Source organism: Actinokineospora inagensis DSM 44258, assembly GCF_000482865.1.
Classification (GTDB): Bacteria; Actinomycetota; Actinomycetes; order Mycobacteriales; family Pseudonocardiaceae; genus Actinokineospora; species Actinokineospora inagensis.
This window is the reverse complement of the sequence record NZ_AXWW01000023.1, coordinates 91,875-112,942: the sequence shown is the minus strand read 5'-3', so window position 1 is coordinate 112,942 and position 21,068 is coordinate 91,875. Positions and strand designations below refer to the sequence as shown.

Annotated in this window: 13 protein-coding genes; 3 read left to right on the top strand and 10 right to left on the bottom strand. The window is 69.4% G+C overall.

Annotated features, from left to right (window positions below; genetic code table 11):
- The first annotated feature begins 6 nt into the window (after window positions 1-6).
- The gene (locus H504_RS0109930; RefSeq protein ID WP_026422656.1) at window positions 7-612 is read left to right on the top strand and encodes an SRPBCC family protein; all 606 of its coding nucleotides are present in this window, start codon (window positions 7-9) and stop codon (window positions 610-612) included.
- Window positions 613-632: 20 nt separating this feature from the next.
- Window positions 633-965, top strand: coding sequence for a hypothetical protein (locus H504_RS0109925; RefSeq protein ID WP_026422655.1), 333 nt, complete (start codon window positions 633-635; stop codon window positions 963-965).
- A gap of 821 nt (window positions 966-1,786) precedes the next feature.
- On the opposite strand, the gene H504_RS0109920 is transcribed toward H504_RS0109925, so the two are convergent.
- The 9 genes from H504_RS0109920 to H504_RS0109880 form a co-directional block, all read right to left on the bottom strand.
- A complete protein-coding gene (locus tag H504_RS0109920; protein WP_026422654.1) occupies window positions 1,787-3,061 on the bottom strand; it encodes an amidohydrolase family protein in 1,275 nt (424 codons plus the stop codon).
- A 114-nt stretch (window positions 3,062-3,175) separates the two neighbouring features.
- Window positions 3,176-4,102 (bottom strand): phosphate/phosphite/phosphonate ABC transporter substrate-binding protein, encoded by a 927-nt coding sequence (locus H504_RS0109915; protein ID WP_051385686.1) that lies wholly within the window; start codon window positions 4,100-4,102, stop codon window positions 3,176-3,178.
- Window positions 4,103-4,116: 14 nt separating this feature from the next.
- The gene (locus tag H504_RS0109910) at window positions 4,117-8,271 is read right to left on the bottom strand and encodes a caspase, EACC1-associated type (protein WP_157440320.1); all 4,155 of its coding nucleotides are present in this window, start codon (window positions 8,269-8,271) and stop codon (window positions 4,117-4,119) included.
- Between the two features lie 154 nt (window positions 8,272-8,425).
- Window positions 8,426-10,465, bottom strand: coding sequence for a M6 family metalloprotease domain-containing protein (locus H504_RS0109905; protein ID WP_425394045.1), 2,040 nt, complete (start codon window positions 10,463-10,465; stop codon window positions 8,426-8,428).
- Window positions 10,466-10,803: 338 nt separating this feature from the next.
- Complete coding sequence (gene lanKC, locus H504_RS34235; RefSeq protein ID WP_051385685.1) at window positions 10,804-13,389, bottom strand: class III lanthionine synthetase LanKC; 2,586 nt, start codon at window positions 13,387-13,389, stop codon at window positions 10,804-10,806.
- 241 nt (window positions 13,390-13,630) lie between these two features.
- Complete coding sequence (locus tag H504_RS0109895) at window positions 13,631-15,679, bottom strand: AAA family ATPase (RefSeq protein ID WP_157440319.1); 2,049 nt, start codon at window positions 15,677-15,679, stop codon at window positions 13,631-13,633.
- A gap of 109 nt (window positions 15,680-15,788) precedes the next feature.
- On the bottom strand, window positions 15,789-16,196 hold the full coding sequence (locus tag H504_RS0109890) for a hypothetical protein (RefSeq protein ID WP_026422649.1): 408 nt from the start codon (window positions 16,194-16,196) through the stop codon (window positions 15,789-15,791).
- 324 nt (window positions 16,197-16,520) lie between these two features.
- A complete protein-coding gene (locus tag H504_RS0109885) occupies window positions 16,521-16,745 on the bottom strand; it encodes a hypothetical protein (protein WP_026422648.1) in 225 nt (74 codons plus the stop codon).
- Between the two features lie 10 nt (window positions 16,746-16,755).
- Window positions 16,756-17,862, bottom strand: coding sequence for an inorganic phosphate transporter (locus tag H504_RS0109880; RefSeq protein ID WP_026422647.1), 1,107 nt, complete (start codon window positions 17,860-17,862; stop codon window positions 16,756-16,758).
- Window positions 17,863-18,245: 383 nt separating this feature from the next.
- Here H504_RS0109880 and H504_RS0109875 point away from each other — a divergent pair, with 383 nt between their 5' ends.
- Window positions 18,246-19,415 carry a S8 family peptidase gene (locus tag H504_RS0109875; protein WP_026422646.1) on the top strand — a complete coding sequence of 390 codons (1,170 nt, stop codon included), beginning with the start codon at window positions 18,246-18,248 and terminating at the stop codon, window positions 19,413-19,415.
- 174 nt (window positions 19,416-19,589) lie between these two features.
- Here the strand turns inward: H504_RS0109875 and H504_RS0109870 are convergent, their stop codons facing one another.
- On the bottom strand, window positions 19,590-21,056 hold the full coding sequence (locus H504_RS0109870; protein WP_026422645.1) for a trypsin-like serine protease: 1,467 nt from the start codon (window positions 21,054-21,056) through the stop codon (window positions 19,590-19,592).
- Window positions 21,057-21,068: the final 12 nt, after the last annotated feature.

Below are 21,068 nucleotides of genomic sequence, written 5' to 3'. Positions count from 1 at the left end.
AACACGATGGTCAACGTCCGCGCCGCCCTGATCGCCCTGCCGATCGCCGCCGCCGGTGTCCTCGGCACGACCCCCGCCGACGCCACCCCAGCCCACCCCACGGCCCTGACCTGCCAGGGCCAGGGTGTCGACCCGGCGGCCAAGGTCCACTACCGCACCGAGACCCTGATCAAGGCGCCGCTGCCGGTGGTCTGGCACCTGCACACCGCGGTCGAGGGCTGGCCGTCCTGGCAGGAGCCGGTCACCGGCATGAAGCGCCTCGACCCCGGCCCGCTGCGCCCCGGCTCCAGGTTCCGCTGGACCACACCCGTGCCGCAGACCCCCGTCAGCCCGGCCACCACGCTCGTGATCACCTCGACGGTGCAGCAAATCCGCCCGTACCAGTGCATCCGCTGGACCGGCCCCGCCATCGGCACCGGCCTCCGCATCGACCGCGGCGTCCACGTCTGGACCTTCACCCCGGTCCGCGACGGCGTCCTCGTCCGCACCGAGGAAACCCAAACCGGCAACCAGATCGAGTCGAACGTGCCCCTGGCGACCACCTTCCTCGCAGGCGGACTGGAAGCCTGGCTCACCAACCTCAAGACCACCGCCGAATCCCGCTGCCACTGACCGTTTTCGAGGAGTCCACTGTGTACACGCGCTCACTCCCGGTCGCTGTCTCCGCCTGGGCGGTCCCGGTCCTTGTCCTCGGTCAGTTCGCCATGGTCGCCATCGTCCCGGTCGCGGTCGTGCTGACCACCGTCCTGCGCACTCCGCGCCTCCGTCCCCTGCGCCCCTGGGCCGCCGCCCTCGCTGCCAGTTACGCGATTCCCTTGGCCCTATGGGCAATTGGCCCCGACCGCGCCCCGAGCCTGTCCAGGGACATGAGCCCAGTACTGGCTGGCGTCGTCGTGGCCACCGGATTCGCCACCGCCATCGCTTGTCACGTCCTCGGCCGCCGGAAAACCCTGGCGTCACACTGAATTCCTCCCGCGCCCGCCTCCGTCGTCGCCCTCGATGGCGTCCACCGCGGGGCGGCGCGGGCCGGTGTCCGGGATCCACCTGCCAGGTCTGATTGACACTGTCGGCGTGACGGAAGTTAGGGCCTGGTTGCCACGGTGGCGTGGCGGAAAGTGGGGCCTGGCTGACACGGTCGCGTGGCGGCAGTAAGGCCTGGTTGCCACCGTGGCTAGGCGGAAGTGGTGCCCGCTTGACCGTCGGCGTGACGGAGGGCCTGGTTGCCACCGTGGTTCGGCGGAAGTGCGGCTCCCGCCCGGCCCTGGTGCACCCGTGCCGCAGGCGGCGGCTTCGATCAACGCCACCCACCAGCAGCCGTCCGCCGACAGCCCAGCCGCAAGCGGTCGCCTGAAGTCGACCCGCGAAGTCGCGCCCAAGATCGCGAGTTGTCCACACTCCGCCCAGCCATCCACCGTTCCCGCGCTCCTCGTCCTCCCGCCGCCAGAGCCGGTAGACTGGGACCGGGGACGCCCCCCGGGAGGGTGGGGGCTGGCCGGGGGTGGCGGGGGTTTCGTCGAGGTGGGTTTGTGCTGGTTGGGATGGGATTCGGGTGGGTGTGGTGGTGTCGCGGGCCATGGTGCGGAGGGCCTGGGTGGTGGGGATTGTGGAGGGGCCGCGGGGCCGGTGCGTGCTTGGGTGTGGTCTTCGCCGTAGGTGATGTCGCGGATCTGGTGTGGTCGGGTTCTGGATGGCGGTGGTCGTGGAGCGGTGCGGCGGTCCGGGTGAGGGTGGGTGTGGGGTGCGTGGGGAGGTTTGTCAGGCTGGCCCGGGTGGGGATGAGCGGGCTCTAGGTGGGTCGGGTGCGGTGGCGGACGGCTGCTATGGCTTTGGCGACTTGGGCGTCGAACGCGTTGAGTTGGGCGGTTTCGGCGGCGCTCGCGGTGAGGGGGTGTCGGTCGCAGGGGGTGCCTGTGCGCCAGATTCGTTTGATCGCTCGGGTGTCGGTGATGTCGGTCAGTGGGTCGCCGGAGGTGAGGATCAGGTCTGCGCGTTGGCCGGCCGCGATTTGTCCTCGGTCGGTGAGGCCGAAGATCCGTGCTGGTTCGGTGGTGGCGGCGGCGAGGGCGCGGGTTGGGGTGAGGCCGCAGCGGACGAGGAGTTCCAGTTCGCGGTGCAGGCTGGCGCCGAATGCGGTGCCCGGGGTCGGGGCGTCGGTGCCTGCCAGCAGGGTGACGCCCGCGGCGGCCAGTTTTCGGACGTTGGCCTCGGCTCGGGAGTAGGGCGGTGTCCTCCGGCTGGGCGATCCCTGGGGGCCTGCGGTCAACCGGCGCACCCAGGCGTCCCCGAGCAGCGTAGCCAGCCGCGGGTCCCCGGCGACGGCCGCGCCACCTGGTTCACCGAGGGTGTTCTCCATTGTTGCCAGCGTCGGACCGACCGCGATCCCGGCTTCGGCCATCCGTTCAACCAAGGCCTCACCCAGCTCGCCGTTCACCGGCACATGGGCCACCACGTCAACCCCGGCGGACACGACCTCCTCGACTCCGGCCGTCGAACTCACATGCGCCACGACCACAAGACCACGTTCGTGCGCGGCGGTGACCAGTGCCCCGATGGTCGCGCGGTCCAGTGACGGCCACCGGCCGCCGACCCCGGAGATGATCTTCAGGTAGTCCGAGCCCGCCGCGACCCGGTCCGCGACGAACTGGTCGGCTTGGTCGGGCGCGGTCAGCGTGGGGAACGGTGCGTAGATCATCGACGGGTGGCCGTCGGGCGCGGTGGCACCGATACCCGAGGAACGCACGTCGGCCACGTCCGGTCGGGAACCCGCCTGCTCCTTCGCCTCGGCCACCTGATCGGGCTTGCTGAACATGTCGAGGACGGTGGTGACCCCGAAGGTCAACGACTGCGCGATGGCCCCCGGAACGAGATGCACGTGCGCGTCGATCAGCCCGGGGAACACCGTCCCGCCACCGGCGTCGACCACCTCGTCGCCTTCTCGGGCAACCGAACCGGCCGAGCACTCGGTGATCAGCCCACCGGCGAACCGAACCGAAGTCCAGTCCGTCGACCTCGCCCCGTCGAACACTCTCGCGTTCACAATCGTTGTCGCGCCGGTGGACATGCCCACCACCCCCTCCGCGCCGGAAGTCTACTCAGCCGGACTCGACGCCACTCCACTCGCCCGGTGGGCCGGACACCCCGGATTACGCGGCGCGTCATTCCCGGTAGGACAGTCTCAGCACGACTCTTCGCCACCGCGGCGGCAGAAGTCGCGCACCTGGTCGTAGAAGGCGTCGTCGACGGCGGTGTACGAGTAGGCGTTCGCGTCCCCCAGCGGGCACTCGCCCTGGCAGAACCCGTTGGCCCGCAGGTAGTCGGAGTTGGCGTTGGTCCGGATCGACGACAGCAGCCGGTCCCTCAGGTCGGCGGGCAACCGGTCGGACAGCACGTAGAGGGCGCCGGGGATGAGCACGGACCGCCACACGACGGTGACCTGCCCCGGCTGCAGCTTCCCGCGTTCGATCAACTGCCGGTCGACCATCGTGTCGTAGGCGAAGCCCGCGTCGCACTGCCCGTCCACGACCGCTTCGACAACCGCCTGGTGGTTGCCCTTGAGCAGGGGCACGATGTCCTGCTGCCCGATGCCCGCGTCGCGCAGGGCGGCCTCCGGGTACACGTAGCCCGACGTGGAGTGCTGGTCCACGAAGCAGATCCGGTGACCGCGGAAGTCGGCGAGGCTCTTGATCGGCGACCCGGCGCGCACGATCCCGTACGAGTGGTACCCCGGCTCGCCGCCCTTCTCCGACGTCTGCGCGGCGACCGGGATCAGGGCCGGGTTCTCCTTCTTCGCCCGCACGTAGGAGAACGGGGAGAGCACCCCGATGTCGATGGCGCCGGAGCGCATCCCCTCGATGATCGCGTCGTAGTCGGTGCCGACCTGGACCCGGATCGTCCGGCCGGTCTCCTTGCCCAGCATCCGGAGCACCGGGTACGTGGCCGACAGCGGCACGTCGGAGAACCCGCTCGGCGTCTCGCTGAACACCAGCGGCTCGGGCCGGTCGACCGCCGGTGGCGGGACCGGGGCGGCGGTGCAGGCCGCGGGCAGGACCGACAGGACGACCGACAGCACGATGACCGCGGCGCGGCGGGTGGTCCAGTTCACGAGTCGCTCCCCGGTCAGCAGGTCTGGCGGTACGGCAGTTCGGTGATGTGCCGGGCCCATTCCTCGGCGGTCAGGCCGCCGCCCGCGACGGCGCAGGCCCGGTCGAGCGCGTTGTCCAGGTCGGTGAGGTCCCACAGGGTGACCGCGTTGTCGTCGCCGCCCGTGGCCAGGATCTTGCCGTCCGGGGAGAAGGCCAGCGACAGCACCGACTTGTCCTGACCGGCCAGCGGCTGACCGAGCCGGTACGGCCGGGCGGGTTCGCGGACGTCCCAGAGGATGACCTTGCCCTCGCTGCTGCCCGCCGCGAGGGTGTGGCCGTCCCGGGAGAAACCGAGTGAGCTGACCGGCTTGCGGTGTCCGGTCAGCGGCTGCCCGAGTCGACGCGGCTGGGTCGGGTTCGCCACGTCCCAGAGCAGCACCGAGCCGTCCGCGCCGCCGGTCGCGAGCAGTTTCCCATCGGCGGTGAACGCGGCCGAGGAGACGAGGTTGCCCTGCCCGGTCAGTGTGGGGCCGAGTTGGCGTGGCCGGGTCCGGTCGGTGATGTCCCAGAGGATCACCGAGTTGTCCGGTCCCGCGGTGGCGTCGGTGCGACCGTCGGCGGTGGTGGCCAGCGACATCAGCGCACTGTCCCCTGTGGATGGTCCGTTGGCGGCCTGTCGTGGTGTGGTCGGATCGGTGAGGTCCCACCGGATCGTCCGGTCGTGCAGGCTCGTGCTGACCAGGGTGTCGCCGTCGAACCGGACCGAGATCACCGGGTTGCGGTGTCCCGGCAGCGGTTGTCCGAGCCGCCGCGGTCGGTTGGTGACGTCCCAGATGATCGCGGTCCCGTCGTCGCCGCCGGTGACCACCGTGGTCCCGCCCGGCGCGAACGCGACCGACGAGATCTCGTCGCGGTGACCGACGAGCGGGTCCGGGATCTGCGTCGGGTTCGCCGGGTGGGTGACGTCCCAGAGGACCGCGGTCCCGTCGTGGCTGCCCGACACCAGGGTGTTGCCGTCCGGGGCGAACGCCAGGGACGAGACGACGTCGTCGTGGGCGCTCAACTGTTTCGCGTACTGCCTGGGGGAACCCGGTTTGGTGATGTCCCACAGCGTTGTCACCCCGGCCGAACTCCCGGTCGCGAGCGTGTGACCGTCGGGGCTGACCGCCACCGAGGTCACCGAGACGGGGTCGGCGCGCAGGGGTTGTCCGATCCGGACGGGGTGATCGGGCACGCTGACGTCCCAGAGCAGGGTGGTGCTGTCGTCGCTTCCGGTGACCAGGGTGGTCCCGACCGTCGCGAACGCCACCGAGGACACCCGGCTGCTGTGCCCGCGCAGCGGTCCGCCGATCTGCTCGACGGTTCCGCCGGAGATCCGCCACAGCGTGGTGACGGCCCCGGAACTGCCTACTGCCAACGTCTTCCCGTCGGGGGCGAAGGCCACCGACGTCACCGCGTCCGGCACTTGGTCGTTGACCGGCTTGCCGATGAGCCGGGGCCGGTCGGCGACGGTGACGTCCCACAGGGTCGCGGTGCCCGCGGAACTCCCGACCGCCATGGTGTTGCCGTCGGGGGAGAAGGCGATCGACACCACGGTGCTGTTGGTGCGGTCGTCCACGGGTGTGCCGACGAGCCGGGGGCGGTCGGGTTCGGAGACGTCCCACAGGCCCGTCGTCCCGTTGTTGATGCCGACGGCCACGACGTTCCCGTGCGGGGAGTACGCCACCGCGGACACGCCGCCCGCTTCGGTGATCGCGCCCGCGTAGCGGGTGGTGAGCAGCGTCGTGACCAGGTTGGCGTTGGTCTCCACGCCGGGGTAGAGGCGGTACGCGGCCACGCTCAGCCGCAGCGCCAACTGCGGCGACGAGTCGCGGACGCTCTCGGTCAACGCGACAAGCCCGCGCGCGCTCGCGCTGTCGCGCTGGTCGGCGGCGGTGACGTACTGACCGACCGCGATGACGCTTGCCGTCACGGCCACCACCGCGAACACCGCGAGCGCGGCGACACCGAGTCGACGTCGAAGCCGCTCCCGTCCGCGTTTGGCCCGGCTGAACCGGATGAAGTCCTGCTCGGTCGGATGAGTGGCGATGTCCGACCGGTGTTCCAGCTCCCACGAGGTGACCTCGGCCAGCCTGCCCGCCGGGTACAGCAGGTCGGCGTCGCGGCCGCTGTCGGCCCAGCGCTGGGTCGCGGCGGTGAGGCGCTGCCGGATGAGCAGCCCCGCCCGGTCGGCCTCGATCCAGTCGCGCAGCAGCGGCCACTCCCGCAGCAGCGCCTCGTGGGTGATCTCGACGGTGCTCTTGTCGGCGGTCACCAGCCGGGCCCGTTCCAGGGCGGTCAGCACCGCCGTCGCGGCCTCGGGGTGGCCGGACTCGGCGACCAGGCGGTCCACCGCGGCACGCCCGCGGGTCGGCGGGTCACCGTCCTCGCCGATGTTGACCAGGTGCAGCAGCAGGTCGCGGGCAACGTCCTGCTCGACGGGGCTGAGGTCGCGGTAGGTGGTGTCGGCGGTGGTGCGGATGGCGCCGTTGATCCCGCCGGTCTCCGCGTAGCCCGTGATGGTCAGCGTGCCGTCGCGGCGCTGCTCCCAGGTCGTGTGCAGCGCGTGGGCCAGCAGCGGCAGCCGCGCCGGGTTGTACGCCGCCTCACCGACGCGGCTCTCGTCGTCGTCGAACTCGTCGACGATCCGGTCGGTCAGGCCCGGTTCGATGGTCAGACCGGCCGCGTGACCGGGCTTCTCGACGACCTCGCGCAGTTCGGCCGTGGTCATCGCGCCGAGCATCACCTGCCCGTACCGCAGGGCGTTGACCAACTCCGGGTACCTGGCGCAGTTGCCGAGCAGGTCCGCGCGCATCCCCAGCACGACCAGCGCGGGCGCTTGGCGGTCATCAGTGCTGGTCGACGCCGCGCACAGGGCGTTGACGAACGTCTGCCGCCGGTGCTCGTCGTCGCACAGGGTGAAGACCTCCTCGAACTGGTCGACGACGATCAGCATCCGCGCCACGTCACCCGGCGACTCCTCCGCCAAGGCCGCGTGCAGCATGTCGGCCAGGCTCTCCGGCCTCGACCGCAACCCCTCGATCACCCGGCCCGGCTCGTCCCCGATCCGGCCCGCGACCAGGTCGGCGAGCTTCTGGTCGGGCAGCGCGGTCGGGGTGAGCAGCAGCCGCGGCCAACCGCGCGACCCCGGCACCGGGAACTTCCCCTGCCGGAACGCGGGCAACAACCCCGCCCGCAGCAACGACGACTTCCCCGCGCCCGACGGGCCCGCCACGACCAGCGGCCCGACCCCGTCCATCCGCTCGACCAGGCGCCCCACCAGTTCCCTGGTCGCCCGCTCCCGCCCGAAGAACCACCGCGCCTGGTCTTCCTGGAACGACGCGAGACCCGGGTACGGACACCCGCCGTCACCGCTTCTCGCCGGCGCCACCACCGGCGGCGCCGCCCCCTGGTGCGCCGGGTTCACCGCCAGCACGAGGTCTTCCGCGCCCTCGCGGGCCTCGTAGCGGGGCTTCGGCAGGCCCTTCGCGGGGAGCACCCGCCGCAGGTACCGGGACACGTCCCGCAGCGTCAACTCACGCGGCTCCTTCGGCGCCCCGTTGGTGAGCAGGTTGATCAGCTCACCGGTGAACGCCGTGTAGGTCGCCCCCGGCGGCGCCAGCGCGACCTGGTCCCGCCCCGCCGAGGTCAGCACATAGGTCCCGCTGATGTGCGCCATCGCCGTGACGTCCGCCATCGGGTCCCCGAGCGCTCCCACCGCACGTCCGGAGAAACAGCAGTCCAGGATCACCACCGAAGCCCGCGCCCGGCTCTCCAACACGCAGTTGCGCACCTGCGAGTACGGCAACGCCGTGATCCCCAACCGACTCGGCCGCCGATCGGTCACCCCCGTCGCCAGGTGCAACTCCCCGCTCAGGCTCACCAACCCGTGCCCGACGAAGTAGACCAGGAGCAGGTCCTCCGCCTGCTCGGCCTGCTCCGCCAACGCCACCCCCAACCGCTCCGGCGTCGCCTGGTCGACCGCGACCCGCAGGTTCCCCTCGGCCAACCCGCACCGGTCGACCAAGACCTGCCCCAACCCCCGCACCGTGGCCCCCACAGCCTCGATGTCCGGCAGGTCAGAGCCCTCCCCGTGGGTCCCGGTCCCCATCAACACGACCCGGGTCCCCCGAGCACTCAGCGCGCTCACCCATCCCCCTCACCGCGATCCCCCTGAGACGGGCGACCGGACTGATCACCGGTGATATCGCGGGATGCCGGGGAAGGGTTTCCACCTTGAGGTGTGCACCACGACCACAGCGGGGCGCGGGCTCGGGTCGCCCGCGCCCCGCTGTGGTCGTTGGTCAGCGGTCCTGTACCGAGCAGGTGGCGGTCGTGGTCGCCTTGGGGTTGCTCTCGGAAGTGGCGGTCAGGGTCACTTTTGCCGAGTGGGGGCCGTTGTCGCGTTTGGTGTAGATGGGGATGTGGATTTGTTGGCCGAACTTGGCTGTGGTCAGGGCGTTGGGGATGTTGACTGTCCAGCCGTGGTCGGTGGTGGCGGTGATGCGGTAGACGTCGCCGTCGGTGTAGGGGGTGACGTCTTCGGGGTGTTGTTTTCCGGTGGGGCTGGCGTTGTGGCCGGTGTTGACGAGGGGGAAGCGGCAAGTGGCCACGCCGTCGTTCCCGGTGTGGGCGGAGGTGGGGGAGACCCGGACGCCGCGTTGTTGTGGGCCCGCGCCGTCGAGGGAGCTGATGGCGACGGTGTAGGAGAGGATGCCCTTGTTGTCGCGGCGCAGGTTGAGGATGTAGAAGTGCAGGCGGTTGGCCTGGTCGACGTATTCGTACTGACTGCCGGAATTGGTGCCAGCGTGGAAAAGGGCGTCCGACAGTTGGCGGTAGTCGCCGAGGGTGATGGGGACCTTGCGGCCGTCGGGGAGGACGTAGTCGGTCATGCCGATGTCCTGCGGGTTGGCGTCGATGACCCAGGTGAACGGGGCGTCGTCCTCGTCCTTGGTTTTGGCGAGCAGCACGCCCGCGTCCGGGGTGAACGAGTCGGAGCCCATTCGGTCGACGACCTCGACGGTGTAGTTCTGGTAGCTGCCGCCGTCGCAGAACGGGTTGGTTTTGATGTCGCAGGTGGGGGTGTGGTCGCCGGTGTCGAATGCGATGTTGACGCCGGAGAGTCCCTTTGTCTGTGCTTCCCGCGCGGTGACCTGGGCGATGACGACACCCGAGTCGGCCAAGGCGTCGCGGGACAGCCGCAGCACGTTGTTCTCGTCGAGGAATCCGAGCTTCAGCTTGTTGCGCAGCGTGTGCTGCGAGCCCATTGACGCGCCACCGGTCGCCGGGATGACCCAGCGGGAATGCGGTCCACCGGGTCCGTTGAAAGCGCCCCGGGAAAGCATGTCCCAGATACCGGAGTAGTCGCGGCGCTGTGGGTTGCCGAACGGGTTTCCGTAGTTGTCGCCGATGCCGAGCAGATGGGTCAGCTCGTGCGCGTACACGCCTTGGCCGGAACTCTCCGCCTGCAGCGACGAACCGTCTCCCGCGTTCGGCCAGATGGTGGACGCCGACGCCCACGAGGTCCAGTCCACGTAGCGGGTGCGCGCCCAGTTCGGCAGGGTGTCGTCCGGCGGTCCGAAGTCGTCGGTCACGGCTTCCTTGGTCGGGAACTTGATCGGCCCGAATTCCTGCCAGGTGCTGGTCTCGTCCTGGCCCGCGGACAGGAAGTAGACGAAGTCGAACCCGGCCGGGACCTGGCTGCCCACATCACCCACCCAGGCGGCGCGGCCGTCGGTGCGCAGGTCCCGGTCGCACTTGTCCCCGGTCGGACACGCGGTGCCCGCCTGGAACTCCATGCCGTACTCGTGGTCCTTGCCCGGCATCTGGTACGGCCCGAACGCCTGCAGTTCGACGCCGTAACGCCCGCCCGAGTTCTCCATCCAGTACTCGTTGACGGTGTGACCGTGGTTGAGCGGCTCGGGTTTGTTGAGGAAGTCCTGGTAATACTGCCCGACCTTGTCCCGCGGGATGTCGTGCGCGGCCGTGCCCGGGTTCCCGAACACCGTCGAATGCGGCGGTTGGGTCACGACGAACGGCTGGTTAGGATAGTCCACGAGGACCAACGCGCCCTTGAAGGTTTTCTTCGACCCCTTGACCGACGGGTCGGCCCACTTGGTCCCGGGGATCTTCTTGTAGTCCCGCTCCCAGGTCATCTGGTCCGGGTTCACCCAGTTCTGCGGGTCGATCGGCCCCGGGAACCCGCCGTGCGCCATCACCCGCGCACCTTCCCGCGCCTGCTGCCACGGCTGCTGCTGCGGCCAATTGTCGTACTGCCACTGGTTCTCCGGCTCACCAGGCGCCGCCGCCTGCGCGCCCGCGTTGCCCGCACCCAAGGCCGCCACCGATAACAACACGGCGAACAAGACCAACGGGCGCCTTCGACGAGTCCGAGCGAGGTACATGCCGCCTCCGAGGTGTCGATCCGCCCATGCTAACGGCCGATTCCCGACACAAACCCGTTGCCATTTAACGGAAGTCGCCCATTCCGCCGTACCGCGACCGCAGGTTGACCGGAGGCAAACAGCCTATCGGGGGCGCGAAGGCCAAGGCTGGTGGCGGCGGTGTTGAGCGAGCCTGCCGGGCGGGTTGGCGCCCGGCAGGCTCGGGTGGTCAGGCGCAGATGCTGCCGCGGCTGCTGGTGGTGAGGACGTTGCAGGCCATTTCCTCCTGGGGGGACTCCTCAGCCTGCAACTGCAGGACCTCTTCCATGGTGATCACTCCTCTCCGGGCTCGGTGGTGCGTCCAGGGCGGTGGAGCCGCTGGTCAAGGGGTCGGTGATGGCGTGGAGGGCGAGCAGCACGCCCGCGGAGCCGGACCACAGGTCGGCGGAGAACCGTTGGCCGGGTTCGCCGAGCCAGCGGATGCCGGTGGGGTGCGGGATCGCGTGTCGGAAGAGGCCGCGGGCGCTGGTGAGGGCGGTGTCGACGAGGTCCGGGCGGTTCAGGCGACGGCCGATGTCGGCGAGGGCCCACGCCATTCCGGCGAGGCCGGGGAACAGGCCGGGGAACACGGCGAATCGAATCGTGCACGCCCGTAGGCACTGCTCCAGGACATCACGGGCATTGGCGAAGCCCGCGTCCGGCCGCAGGGCGAGGTACCGCGACAACACGGCGGCGTAACCGGCGCTGCCGGCGAACAGATAAGGGTAGACGCGGCGGTCCTTTGTGGACGTCTTGAATCCCAACGCGTCGACTGGAAGCGGTTCGGCGTAGGTCAGTTCTTCTTCGAGTAGACACATTCCCCGCTCGAAGTACGCGGCGTCGCCGGTTGCGACGTGCAGGTGGTGCAGGGCGAGTGCGACCCCGGTCCGGCCACCGACCAGTCCGGACTGATGGGTCGCGCTGAGCTGCGGTTCGCCGTCGAGCAGGTGACAGGCTCGATCCAGCCAGTGCTCCTCACCGGTGACGCGGTAGTGGGCCAGCAAACCCATGACGGTACCGGCCGCACCACCGCCCCAAGTCGATGAAGTGGTGTTCAACGGGTGATCGGCGGCGATGGTCAGCAGCTTCCCTGCTGCCTCGATCTCACCCAGTTCTGCCAGCACGGAGGCGATTCCCGCCGTGCCGTACAAGAAGCCCGGCGCGCTGGTCGGGGCGGCTGCCAGCGACTCGTCACGCAATCTCCGCACGATCACAGGAGCGCAACCCCGGCCCGCGCGGTGGAGAGCAAGCAACACACCGGCTGTTCCGGCGGCCAGCGCCCGGGTGTCGGTCTGGTAGCCCAGCGGAATCGTCGGATACACGCGGTCCGGGTGATCCGGATCGGCCATCGCTGCCAAGGCATCCGCGGTGCGGTCCGCCAGCCACCTCAGGGAATTGACGGTGTCCGCGCGCACGGCCTCGGGCGACGGCAGAAGTAGTTCCTCGGCCGGGTACTGCCGGGTGCCCATCTCCCACAGTCGTTCGGGAATCGGGGTGAGCTCGGCCAGGTCGGCTCGGACGTGGTCCAGGATGCCGGAATGGTGCTCTGCCGCCTCGTGCATGGGGAACAACAGCAGCAACGCCAACGCGGACAGGCCGAACTGGTCGAGCTCGCGCGGGTCTTCAACCGATTTGGGGTCTGGGTGGAGGTAGCCGGGCGTACCCAAGATGCGGTGCACACCATCGATCCGTTGGACGGCCTCGAAGTCGACCAGCCGCACACCGTCGTCGTCATCGACGAGCACGTTGGTCGGACTGAGATCGATGAAGACGTAACCCAGGTCGTGCAACCGCCGCAATTGTTTGTCGAGCCTGTCCAACACGGCCAGGCAGCGACGGTGGTAGTCGGCAAACTCGGCCTCAGTTGGATTGACTCGCACGGCTGGGTTGTTCGTCACCATCCACCGGTAGAGAGGCATGCCGGGGACCAGTTCGGTCACGAGGTAGCTGTGCTCCCAGTGGTGGAACAGCTCGACCGGCTTCGGGCACAGGCCGGGCTCGTGCGCGTGGATCGCGCGCAGCACCAGGTATTCGGCGTCCAACCTGGACTTCGCGTCAGCCCCGTCGCCGGTGTATCCGTTGTGGGACTTGGCTTCCTTGAGGAACACCGGCTCGTCCGCATCGGTGCGGAACCGGTACGCGCCTCCGGCGTTGCTGTGCTGGATGACCGCGTCGAACCGGTAGCCGTTCACCGTCACGGGCCCCGCGGCCTTCTTGGCGGTTTCCGGCTCCCGAAACGGATCCGCCACGCCGGGTGGCAGCCGGAACACCGGCGTCCGCTCGTCGTCGACCTCTGTGCCGTCCGGCGCGAGCATCGTGTCGACGTGCCTGCCCTCGGCGTCGACGCGGGTTCGGCCGAGGAATGCCCCATACCGGTAAGAAACGCACTCACTCTTCTCAAATCGGCGGTCAGTGAGGACAAACGGACCACTCACACCTGCCAGGTTCGCGGCCAATCGGCGCAGTGTCCGACGGGCGCATTCCTCGGTCGGTGGGTAGAGTGTGCAGAACTTCCCACTTTGCACCCGGGCCGCGTGTTTGTCGTGCACCAGGAGAAAAACCCGTTCCCCGGCAAGGTGTTTGAACGGTACCCCGAGCTCTCCGCACACCGCGGCGACCACGCCCAGCACTACCTGCGCGTTCGCCGACGAGCTGGATACGTGCACCTTCCAGCCTTGCTCGGGCAACGCCAAACCGGTTGGCCCCCAATGGGTCCACGGTCCGCGTACCTGTCGTCGCCACCCGTCCGGCAGCGGCCCGGCCACATACCGCTTCCCCGGATCGACACCGTCCCACGGCTGGTAGAACTCCACGTCCGCGAGCAGGAACGACATGTCCACAGCCATCCGGCAACGCCTTCCGTCAACCCGCGACACCGAACCCGAGTCCGCAGGGGGAACGCCCGAACTGGAACGCGTCCTCAGTGAGGCAGAACACACCACACCCCGTCAAGATGTGAATTGGCAACCCGTCGGAAATGGAGACCCATTGGTCGAATCCGCTTGGGCGGAATGGTGGAACCCGTGTCCACCCGAAGGGCGCCGTTCTCGGCAGGAGCACGCGTGAGCGCGGTGGACCGCCCGCCGGTCAAGCTTTCGGGCGGGGTGTGGGGGCGAGGTGGTGGAGCAGTTCGACGTGGCGGAACTGGTACACGCCGCCGAGTTGGCGGAGGATGCCGATGGCGTGCATGTCGTGCAGGAAGTCCATCAGGCGCCAGGGGAGGACGCGGCGGCGGGCGCAGTGCAGGCGGGCGAGGAGGAAGTGGGTGGACGGGCGGCGGCCGAGCCCGAACGCGAGCACGAGGCTGGGGCCGATGCCGAAGAGACCGGTGCCCAGGGCGGGGCCGATGCCGACGCCCGCCAGCCAGAGGGCCGCGGTGGTCGCGCCCGCCAGGGCGGTGACGATGGCGGCGTCGCGCCAGGCGATGGCGCGGTCGTCGCGGAGCAGGGAGCGGGGGCTGGCCGCCTCGTCGGGGACGGTGGCGGACTGGCCCCAGGCCAACGCGGTGAGCAGTGGGCCGCCGACCACGGTCACCGGCAGCCAGACCCGCCAGTCCAGGTGGAAATCGAGTTCAAGATCCAGTCCCAAGTAGAGCAACCCGCCGAACACCGGGCCGAGGATCACGCCGAGCAGCAGCGCTTTGCCGAGTTCACCTCCCCGTCCGCGGAGTCGCAGACTTCGCCGGGCGGGTTCGCCGCGTCGTGATCCGGCGCGCTGCACGATGATCGTCGGCGTGAGGGCCACCACACACATGGCGGCGCACGAAATCCCTTGCGACAGCCCTTGGAACAGGCCGGACCATCCCGCCAGAACGGTGTAGGCGATGCAGTACGGCACGCTATAGCCGATCGCGACGGGGTAGAACGCCGCGCCTGCGAGTGGTAGGGCGCCGAATGACATGGTGAACCGCCACCACGCGAAGTTCGTGGTGCCGCGGTCGCGGAGATGGATGGCGAGGTTGGTGAGCCAATGTCGTGCTTGTTCGGCCTCCCAACGGTGCTCGGGGCGGTGGTGGTCGTGTGGAGTGGTGTCGTGTCCACTTTCGACTGGGTGGCGTTTGGCGATGAGCTGGGGAACCAGGTCTTCGAGCAGGTGCGACCACACGTCGGCGGTCTTGCGGAATTCCCGCAGTGGAGCTGGATCCCGATTGGACTCGAGGTAGATGACCCGGATGAGCCAGAGTCCGAGCGGGCGGCCAAGGACCTTGGCGAGCGGTGTGCCGTCGGCGAGCAGCGGCCGCCAGCCGTCGGCGTCGCCGCCGAGGTCGATGAGGTAGGCGAGCGCGGTGTCCGGGGTGATCGGTTTCGGGGTGAGGGTGGCGGTCACCGCGAGCTGTTTGAGGTGCCGTTCGGGGAGTCCCGTGCGGCAGGTGAGGATGAACGAGTCGTCGTCGGCGGTTTGCCCGAGTCGGTCGAGCACGGCGTCACGGCGGCTGGTGGGCAGCTCGTCGAGTCCGTCCAACACCGGCAGGACAAGTCGTTGTTCGACGAGCGCGGTCGGTGCGTCCTGTCCGCAGTCCTCCGCGCGCAGGGTGGGCAGGTCCTCGGTCAGGCGCCGAATCATCCACTCCCGCAAGGTTTCCCGCTCGGCTGTCCAGTCGGATACGGACAGCAGCACGGGAACGGGGTCCGGGTCGGCGCGGTCGCGCAGGAGCTGCCGCATCAGCAGGAGGGCGATGCTGGTCTTGCCGGTGCCCGCGTCGCCGCAGATGAGCAACCGTCGTGGCGACAGTTCGGTGAACAGCTCGGCCAGTGCGTGCTCGGCCTTGGTGCTCCCCGAGACCCAGCGCTTGCTGTTCCACTGCCATCGGGTCGCGAGTTTCGGCTGGTCGAGTTGCCAGTCGCCGATCGTGGTCGTCACCAGGTTCCGCACGTCGGCCGCGAGCATCCGCACGGCGGTCGTCACCTGGGTCGGGGTCGCGGGCGGCACCGGCCGCGCCGATGCCCGTTTCCGCGCCCACTTGACCAGCGGCACGACAATGCCGGTCAAGATCGCCAGCGGTATCGCCAGCAACCCGAGCCGCTTCGCCGCCTGTTCCGCTCCTGCGGCGTCAAACCGCACCAGCACGACAACCACGACCGCGACCAACGCGACCAGCACGGACAGGGCGACGATCCACGGCATCCGTCTTCGCATTCCCACTATGATGCCGGACACACCGCCGCCCAGTGCCGGGGGCACGGTTGGTGATTCGCGATCAACCTCGATCGGCCTGGGCCGTCCCCATTCGGCAACAGGGCGATTGTCAGATGTCCACGGTTCGCCGGTGTTCCTGGTGAGCGGCCATGGCGGTCGACACCGCGTCGACAGCGTCGCTCAACGTGTCCACGTAGCCGCGCAACACGGTCATGAACGAGGTGTCGTCGCTTTCCGGGTGGCCTCGGAACCGGTGGGCCGTCGTCATCCCGAGGTCGTTCACGCCCAACGGGCTGTCACTGGTCAACGCCTTGGCCCTGGTGAGCCAGTCCGCGGCCTCGTCGCGCTGTTCGCGCAGGGTGGACAGCAAGTGGGCGCCTGCTCGCGGGTCGAGGACGACCCGGCCGGTGCGGACGTTGTGGGTCAGCGTGATGACACCGGTGATCGCCCGCAACATCGCCGTCTCGCCCTGCGGGCTCCGCACCGGTACGCCGTCCGCGACTTGTGGGTTGTCCACGGTCCTCCTCGGTCAGGGTCGGTTCGTCCGGTCATGCGGCGGTGTGCCTGCGGTGACGGGCAGCGCTCGCACTGACCCCGCACCCCCTGACACGGGCGGAAGACGCGTCCGGTTCACAGTGGACGGCCGTTGTCAGTCAGACCATACAAGACAACCCGATGGCCTTTTGTGGCGTATGCGCCGTGAATTCGTTGCGCTGGAGCAATAGTTGTCCTGGCTCAACAAGGTTCAGACCAGTTCACCGCGGGCGCTCGACCAGCCCGGATGTACCGCGACATCACCCAAATGCGACAAAAGTCCGTCGGGTTGCGGGGCGGCGGCTGCTCACTTGCTGATGGTCAGGAAGATCCCATAGCCGATCAGCGCGACGCAGGCGACCACGCACAGCACGAAAGTGCCGGTGGCGACGGTGCTGGAGGTGCCGCGTTCCTGGGCCCGTACCCGGTGGTCCAGGGCGTTGACGCCGAGGGCGGCCAGCACCACGAGGGCGACACCGGCACCGAGGGCGACGAGGAAGACTTCGCCGAGGGCCGTCCAGTTGATGTGCATGTCGGGCTCCTCAGACAGTCGCGGCGTCGTTGACGTTGTTGGCGCTGATGGGGTTGCGGCGCGACAGCCAGTAGATGCCGCCGCAGATGGCGGCCGCGGCGATGGCGACGATCACGGTGCCCGCGGTGCCGGTGCCGGAGACCCAGCCCGCCAGCGCGCCCACCAGGGCGGCCGAGGGCAGGGTCAGCACCCAGGCGATGACCATCCGACCGGCGGTGGACCAGCGGACCTCGGCCAGTCGCCGCCCGACGCCGGAGCCGACGACGCCGCCGGACACGACGTGGGTGGTGGACAGTGCGAAACCGACGTGCGACGAGGTCAGGATCACGGCGGCCGCGCTGGCCTCGGCGGCGAAGCCCTGGGGCGCCTGGATGTCGGTGATGCCGCGGCCCATCGTCCGGATGATCCGCCAACCGCCGATGTAGGTGCCCAGCGCGATCGCGGAGCCCGCGGCGATGATCACCCACAGTGGCGGGCTCGCGCCTGCGGGCAGCGAACCGGCGGTGATGAGGGTGAGCGTGATGATACCCATCGTCTTCTGCGCGTCGTTGGTGCCGTGTGCCAGCGCGACCAGCGACGCGGTCACGACCTGGCCCACCCGGAATCCGCGCCGCCGGGTGTCCTCGGTTGTCCGGTTCGTGATCCGGTACACCAGGTAGGTCGCGATCATCGCCACCACCCCGGCGATCACCGGCGACGCGATGGCGGGGACCACGACCTTCTCCAACACCGTCGTGAACCGCACCGCGCTCGCCCCGGACGCCACCCAGACCGCCCCGATCAACCCGCCGAACATCGCGTGCGACGAACTCGACGGCAACCCGACCAGCCAGGTCACCAGGTTCCACACGATCGCCCCGACCAGCCCGCCGAAGATCACCGCCGGGCCGATCCGCGCCTCGTCCACGATCCCGCTGCTGATCGTCTTCGCGACCTCGATCGACAGGAACGCGCCCACCAGGTTGAGCACCGCGGCGATCCCCACCGCCACCCTCGGTCGCAGCGCACCCGTGGCGATCGACGTCGCCATCGCGTTCGCCGTGTCGTGGAACCCGTTCGTGAAGTCGAACGCCAGAGCGGTGACCACAACCACCACAACGATCAGCGAAACGTCCATCGCACGTCCCCTCGGGTCGCCACCACCGTCCACCAGGCGAATACCCGCCCGCACCAACCTGGGGAGGAACACGTGGTGAACACCAGGCGCATTCGGCGAACCAGCGGGTGGAGGCCACAGTAGAGCGTCCAAAGCTCCGTGGACCCCTTGCGGCAGCACTAGCACCTGACGCGGAGTCCGATCGGGTGATCTCACTGCCCGGATTCACAGAGCTGTCACATTGGTTGTCTGCGGGCAATGTTCGAGTCATAACCGCAGGGCGGGCAAGTTTCTTTCATTGCGTTCTGGGAATGGTAAAATCGGACGCTGGGAGCGGTTTCGGTATTCCTGTCACGATTTTCCGGAGGCCCCGCGACGGCGGGGCACGACGGGAGGGACACCGGATGTCCACGCGTATCCGAGCAACAATCGCCTTCGTGGCGGCTACGGCGGCCACAGTGGTCACCGTGGCGCTCAGTTCGCCTGCCGAGGCTGCGGAAGGGCAGGTCAGGGCCGCTTCCGGGGTGGCGGTGAGCGGGTCGTACGTCGTCGTGTTCAAGAACGGTGTCGTGCACGCCTCGGCCGCCGATCAGGTGCGGCAGTACGGCGGCGCGGTCAGCCACACGTATTCCTCGGTGTTGTCCGGGTATTCCGCGAAGCTGTCGGAGCGGGCGGCCCGGCGGATCGCGGCGGACCCCGCGGTCGCTTATGTCGCCCAGGACGAGGTTGTTTCCGCGGAGGGCGCCCAGTCGAGCGCGCCGTGGGGTCTCGACCGGATCGACCAGCACGATCTGCCGCTCAACCGCACCTACAACTACCCGGACAACGGCGGCAGCGGCGTGACCGCGTACGTGGTGGACACCGGTGTGCGGATCAGCCACAGCGAGTTCGGCGGCCGCGCCCGCGACGGCTACGACGCGGTCGACAACGACAACGTCGCCCAAGACGGCCACGGTCACGGGACGCACGTCGCGGGCCTCATCGGTGGCCGCACCTACGGCGTGGCCAAGCAGGTCAACATCGTCGCGGTGCGGGTGCTGGGCAATGACGGCAGCGGCAGCATCTCCGGTGTCGTCGCGGGCATCGACTGGGTCGCGAAGGACGCGGCGGGCAAGAAGGCGGTCGCCAACCTTAGCCTTGGTGGCGGTACCAACTCCACTGTGGACACCGCTGTGCAGAACGCGATCCGTGCGGGCGTGACCTTCGTGGTCGCCGCGGGCAACTCCAACGCCGACACCTCCACCACATCGCCCGCCCGCGTCCCCGAGGCGATCACCGTCGCCGCCTCCGACAACACCGACCACCGCGCGTCCTTCTCGAACTACGGCAACCTCGTCGACCTGTTCGGCCCGGGTGTCTCCATCACCTCGGCCTGGCGCACCTCGGACACCGCCACCCAGACCGTGAGCGGCACCTCCCAGGCCACCCCGCACGTCACCGGCGCCGCCGCGCTCTACCTGACCAGCCACACCGCCACCCCCGCCCAGGTCCGCGACGCCCTGGTCGCCGCCGCAACCAAAAACAAGATCACCGACCCGCGCAGCCCCAACAACCTCGTCTACACCGGTCCCTGACCACTCCCCGCACGGTGCCCGTCCCGGTGGTCAACCGGGACGGGCACCAGTACGGCAACCGCCCACGCATCGCTTGAACGGCCGTGGGACCCGTGGTCGCCTCAGGCGGTCACGGGCCCCACGGGTTTCAGCGGCGGGCGGTACCGGAAGCTACGGGACCCGCCGGTCCGGCGATCAGCGGACGGTGAGGGTGTAGTCCGCTGTTCCGGTCTTGCCGGTGCTGTCCGTCGCAGTGACGGTCACCTTGTAGGTGCCGCGCTGGTACGGGCCCATGACCGTCATGCGGGTGGTGCCGCCGGGGTTGATGGTCTGGGGCGTGAACATCGGCGTCGAGGGCAGACCGCTGCCGCTGAGCTTGATGGGGCCGGTGCCGCCGGTGACGGTGATCGTCGAGTTGGCGTAGCCGCCCGGGGGGACGGAGGCGGTGTTCGGGGACGCGGTGAGCTTCAGGCCGCCGGGGGTAGTGGTGCCGCCGACGGTGAGGGTGAAGTCGGCGGTCTTGGAGTCCGCGGTGCCCTTGGCGGTGACGGTGACCTTGTAGGCGCCCGCGGGGGTGGTCGCGGAGGTCTGCAGGGTCAGCTTGGCCACGTCACCGGAGTTGACCGACGACGGTTGGAAGGTGGCCGTGGTCCCGGCGGGCAGGCCGGACGCGCTCAGGTCGAGCTTCTCCGGGCCCTTGTCGCCCGCCTTGGTGGTGACACTGGCGGAGATGTACTTGCCGGGGTCCACCTTGCCGGAGGTCGGCGACACCGCGACCGAGAAGGTGCCGTTGCCGGGGGGCTGGGTTCCGCCGATCTCGGCGCGGGCCCAGTCGCCCATCGAGTTGGTCAGCCGGGAGAAGATGCTGTAGCGGTCGCAGTTGCTGGAGCCCCACGACGAGAGGCCGACGATCACACCGTCCACGATGAACGGTCCGCCGCTGTCACCCTGGCAGTTCGCGGTGTGGCCGTCGTTGTAGCCGGTGCAGACCATCAGGTCGCCGTTGACCTTGATGTCGAACACGTTGCAGCCGCTCGGGTCGTTGACCGGCAGCGTGGTCTTGCGCAGTTCGCCGGAACCGCCGCTCGACGACGTCTTGCCGTAGCCGAGGGACAGGCCGGACTTGCCGGGCTGGGTCAACGCGGTGTCGCCGGACCCGGCCACCTTGGCCCACTGGCTCTCCGGCACCGGGATGTCGTCCACAGTGGTCACCACAGCGACGTCCCAGCCGGTCTTCCAGCCGCCGACGCCGGTGTAGTTCGGGTGGGTCTTGTACGAGGCGACGGCCGTGCGGAACGTCTCGTCGCCGGGGGTGTTCAGGTCGTCGTCACCGTAGATGTAGCTCTTGTCGCCCACGGCGTCGATCATGCAGTGCGCGGCGGTGATGATCTTGCGCTTGCCGACCACGGACGCGGTGCAGGACTGCCCCTGCGGACCGCCGCCCCCGACCCGCATGCCCGCGATGATGAACGGGTTCTCCTTGACCGTGGTGCGCTCGCCGTTGACGATCCCGGCGGGCATGTTCGTCGGGTGCAGTTGGTCGGTCGGGGTCGCCGCGATGCTGATCTTGTCGGTCGGCGCGGCTCCGGCGCTGGTCGTGATCACCAGGGTCGCCGCCGCCACCACCAGGGTGGCCGCAGCGACAAGGCGTGGTGCCTTCATCGTTCTCCTTCA

What these genes read in the sequence shown, in the direction of transcription:
- H504_RS0109885 (WP_026422648.1), bottom strand. Translation starts at nt 16,745, where the DNA reads ATGCACATCAACTGGACGGCCCTCGGCGAAGTCTTCCTCGTCGCCCTC.
- H504_RS0109895 (WP_157440319.1), bottom strand. Translation starts at nt 15,679, where the DNA reads ATGCGAAGACGGATGCCGTGGATCGTCGCCCTGTCCGTGCTGGTCGCG.
- H504_RS0109875 (WP_026422646.1), top strand. Translation starts at nt 18,246, where the DNA reads ATGTCCACGCGTATCCGAGCAACAATCGCCTTCGTGGCGGCTACGGCG.
- H504_RS0109930 (WP_026422656.1), top strand. Translation starts at nt 7, where the DNA reads ATGGTCAACGTCCGCGCCGCCCTGATCGCCCTGCCGATCGCCGCCGCC.
- H504_RS0109870 (WP_026422645.1), bottom strand. Translation starts at nt 21,056, where the DNA reads ATGAAGGCACCACGCCTTGTCGCTGCGGCCACCCTGGTGGTGGCGGCG.
- H504_RS0109920 (WP_026422654.1), bottom strand. Translation starts at nt 3,061, where the DNA reads ATGTCCACCGGCGCGACAACGATTGTGAACGCGAGAGTGTTCGACGGG.
- H504_RS0109880 (WP_026422647.1), bottom strand. Translation starts at nt 17,862, where the DNA reads ATGGACGTTTCGCTGATCGTTGTGGTGGTTGTGGTCACCGCTCTGGCG.
- lanKC (WP_051385685.1), bottom strand. Translation starts at nt 13,389, where the DNA reads ATGGCTGTGGACATGTCGTTCCTGCTCGCGGACGTGGAGTTCTACCAG.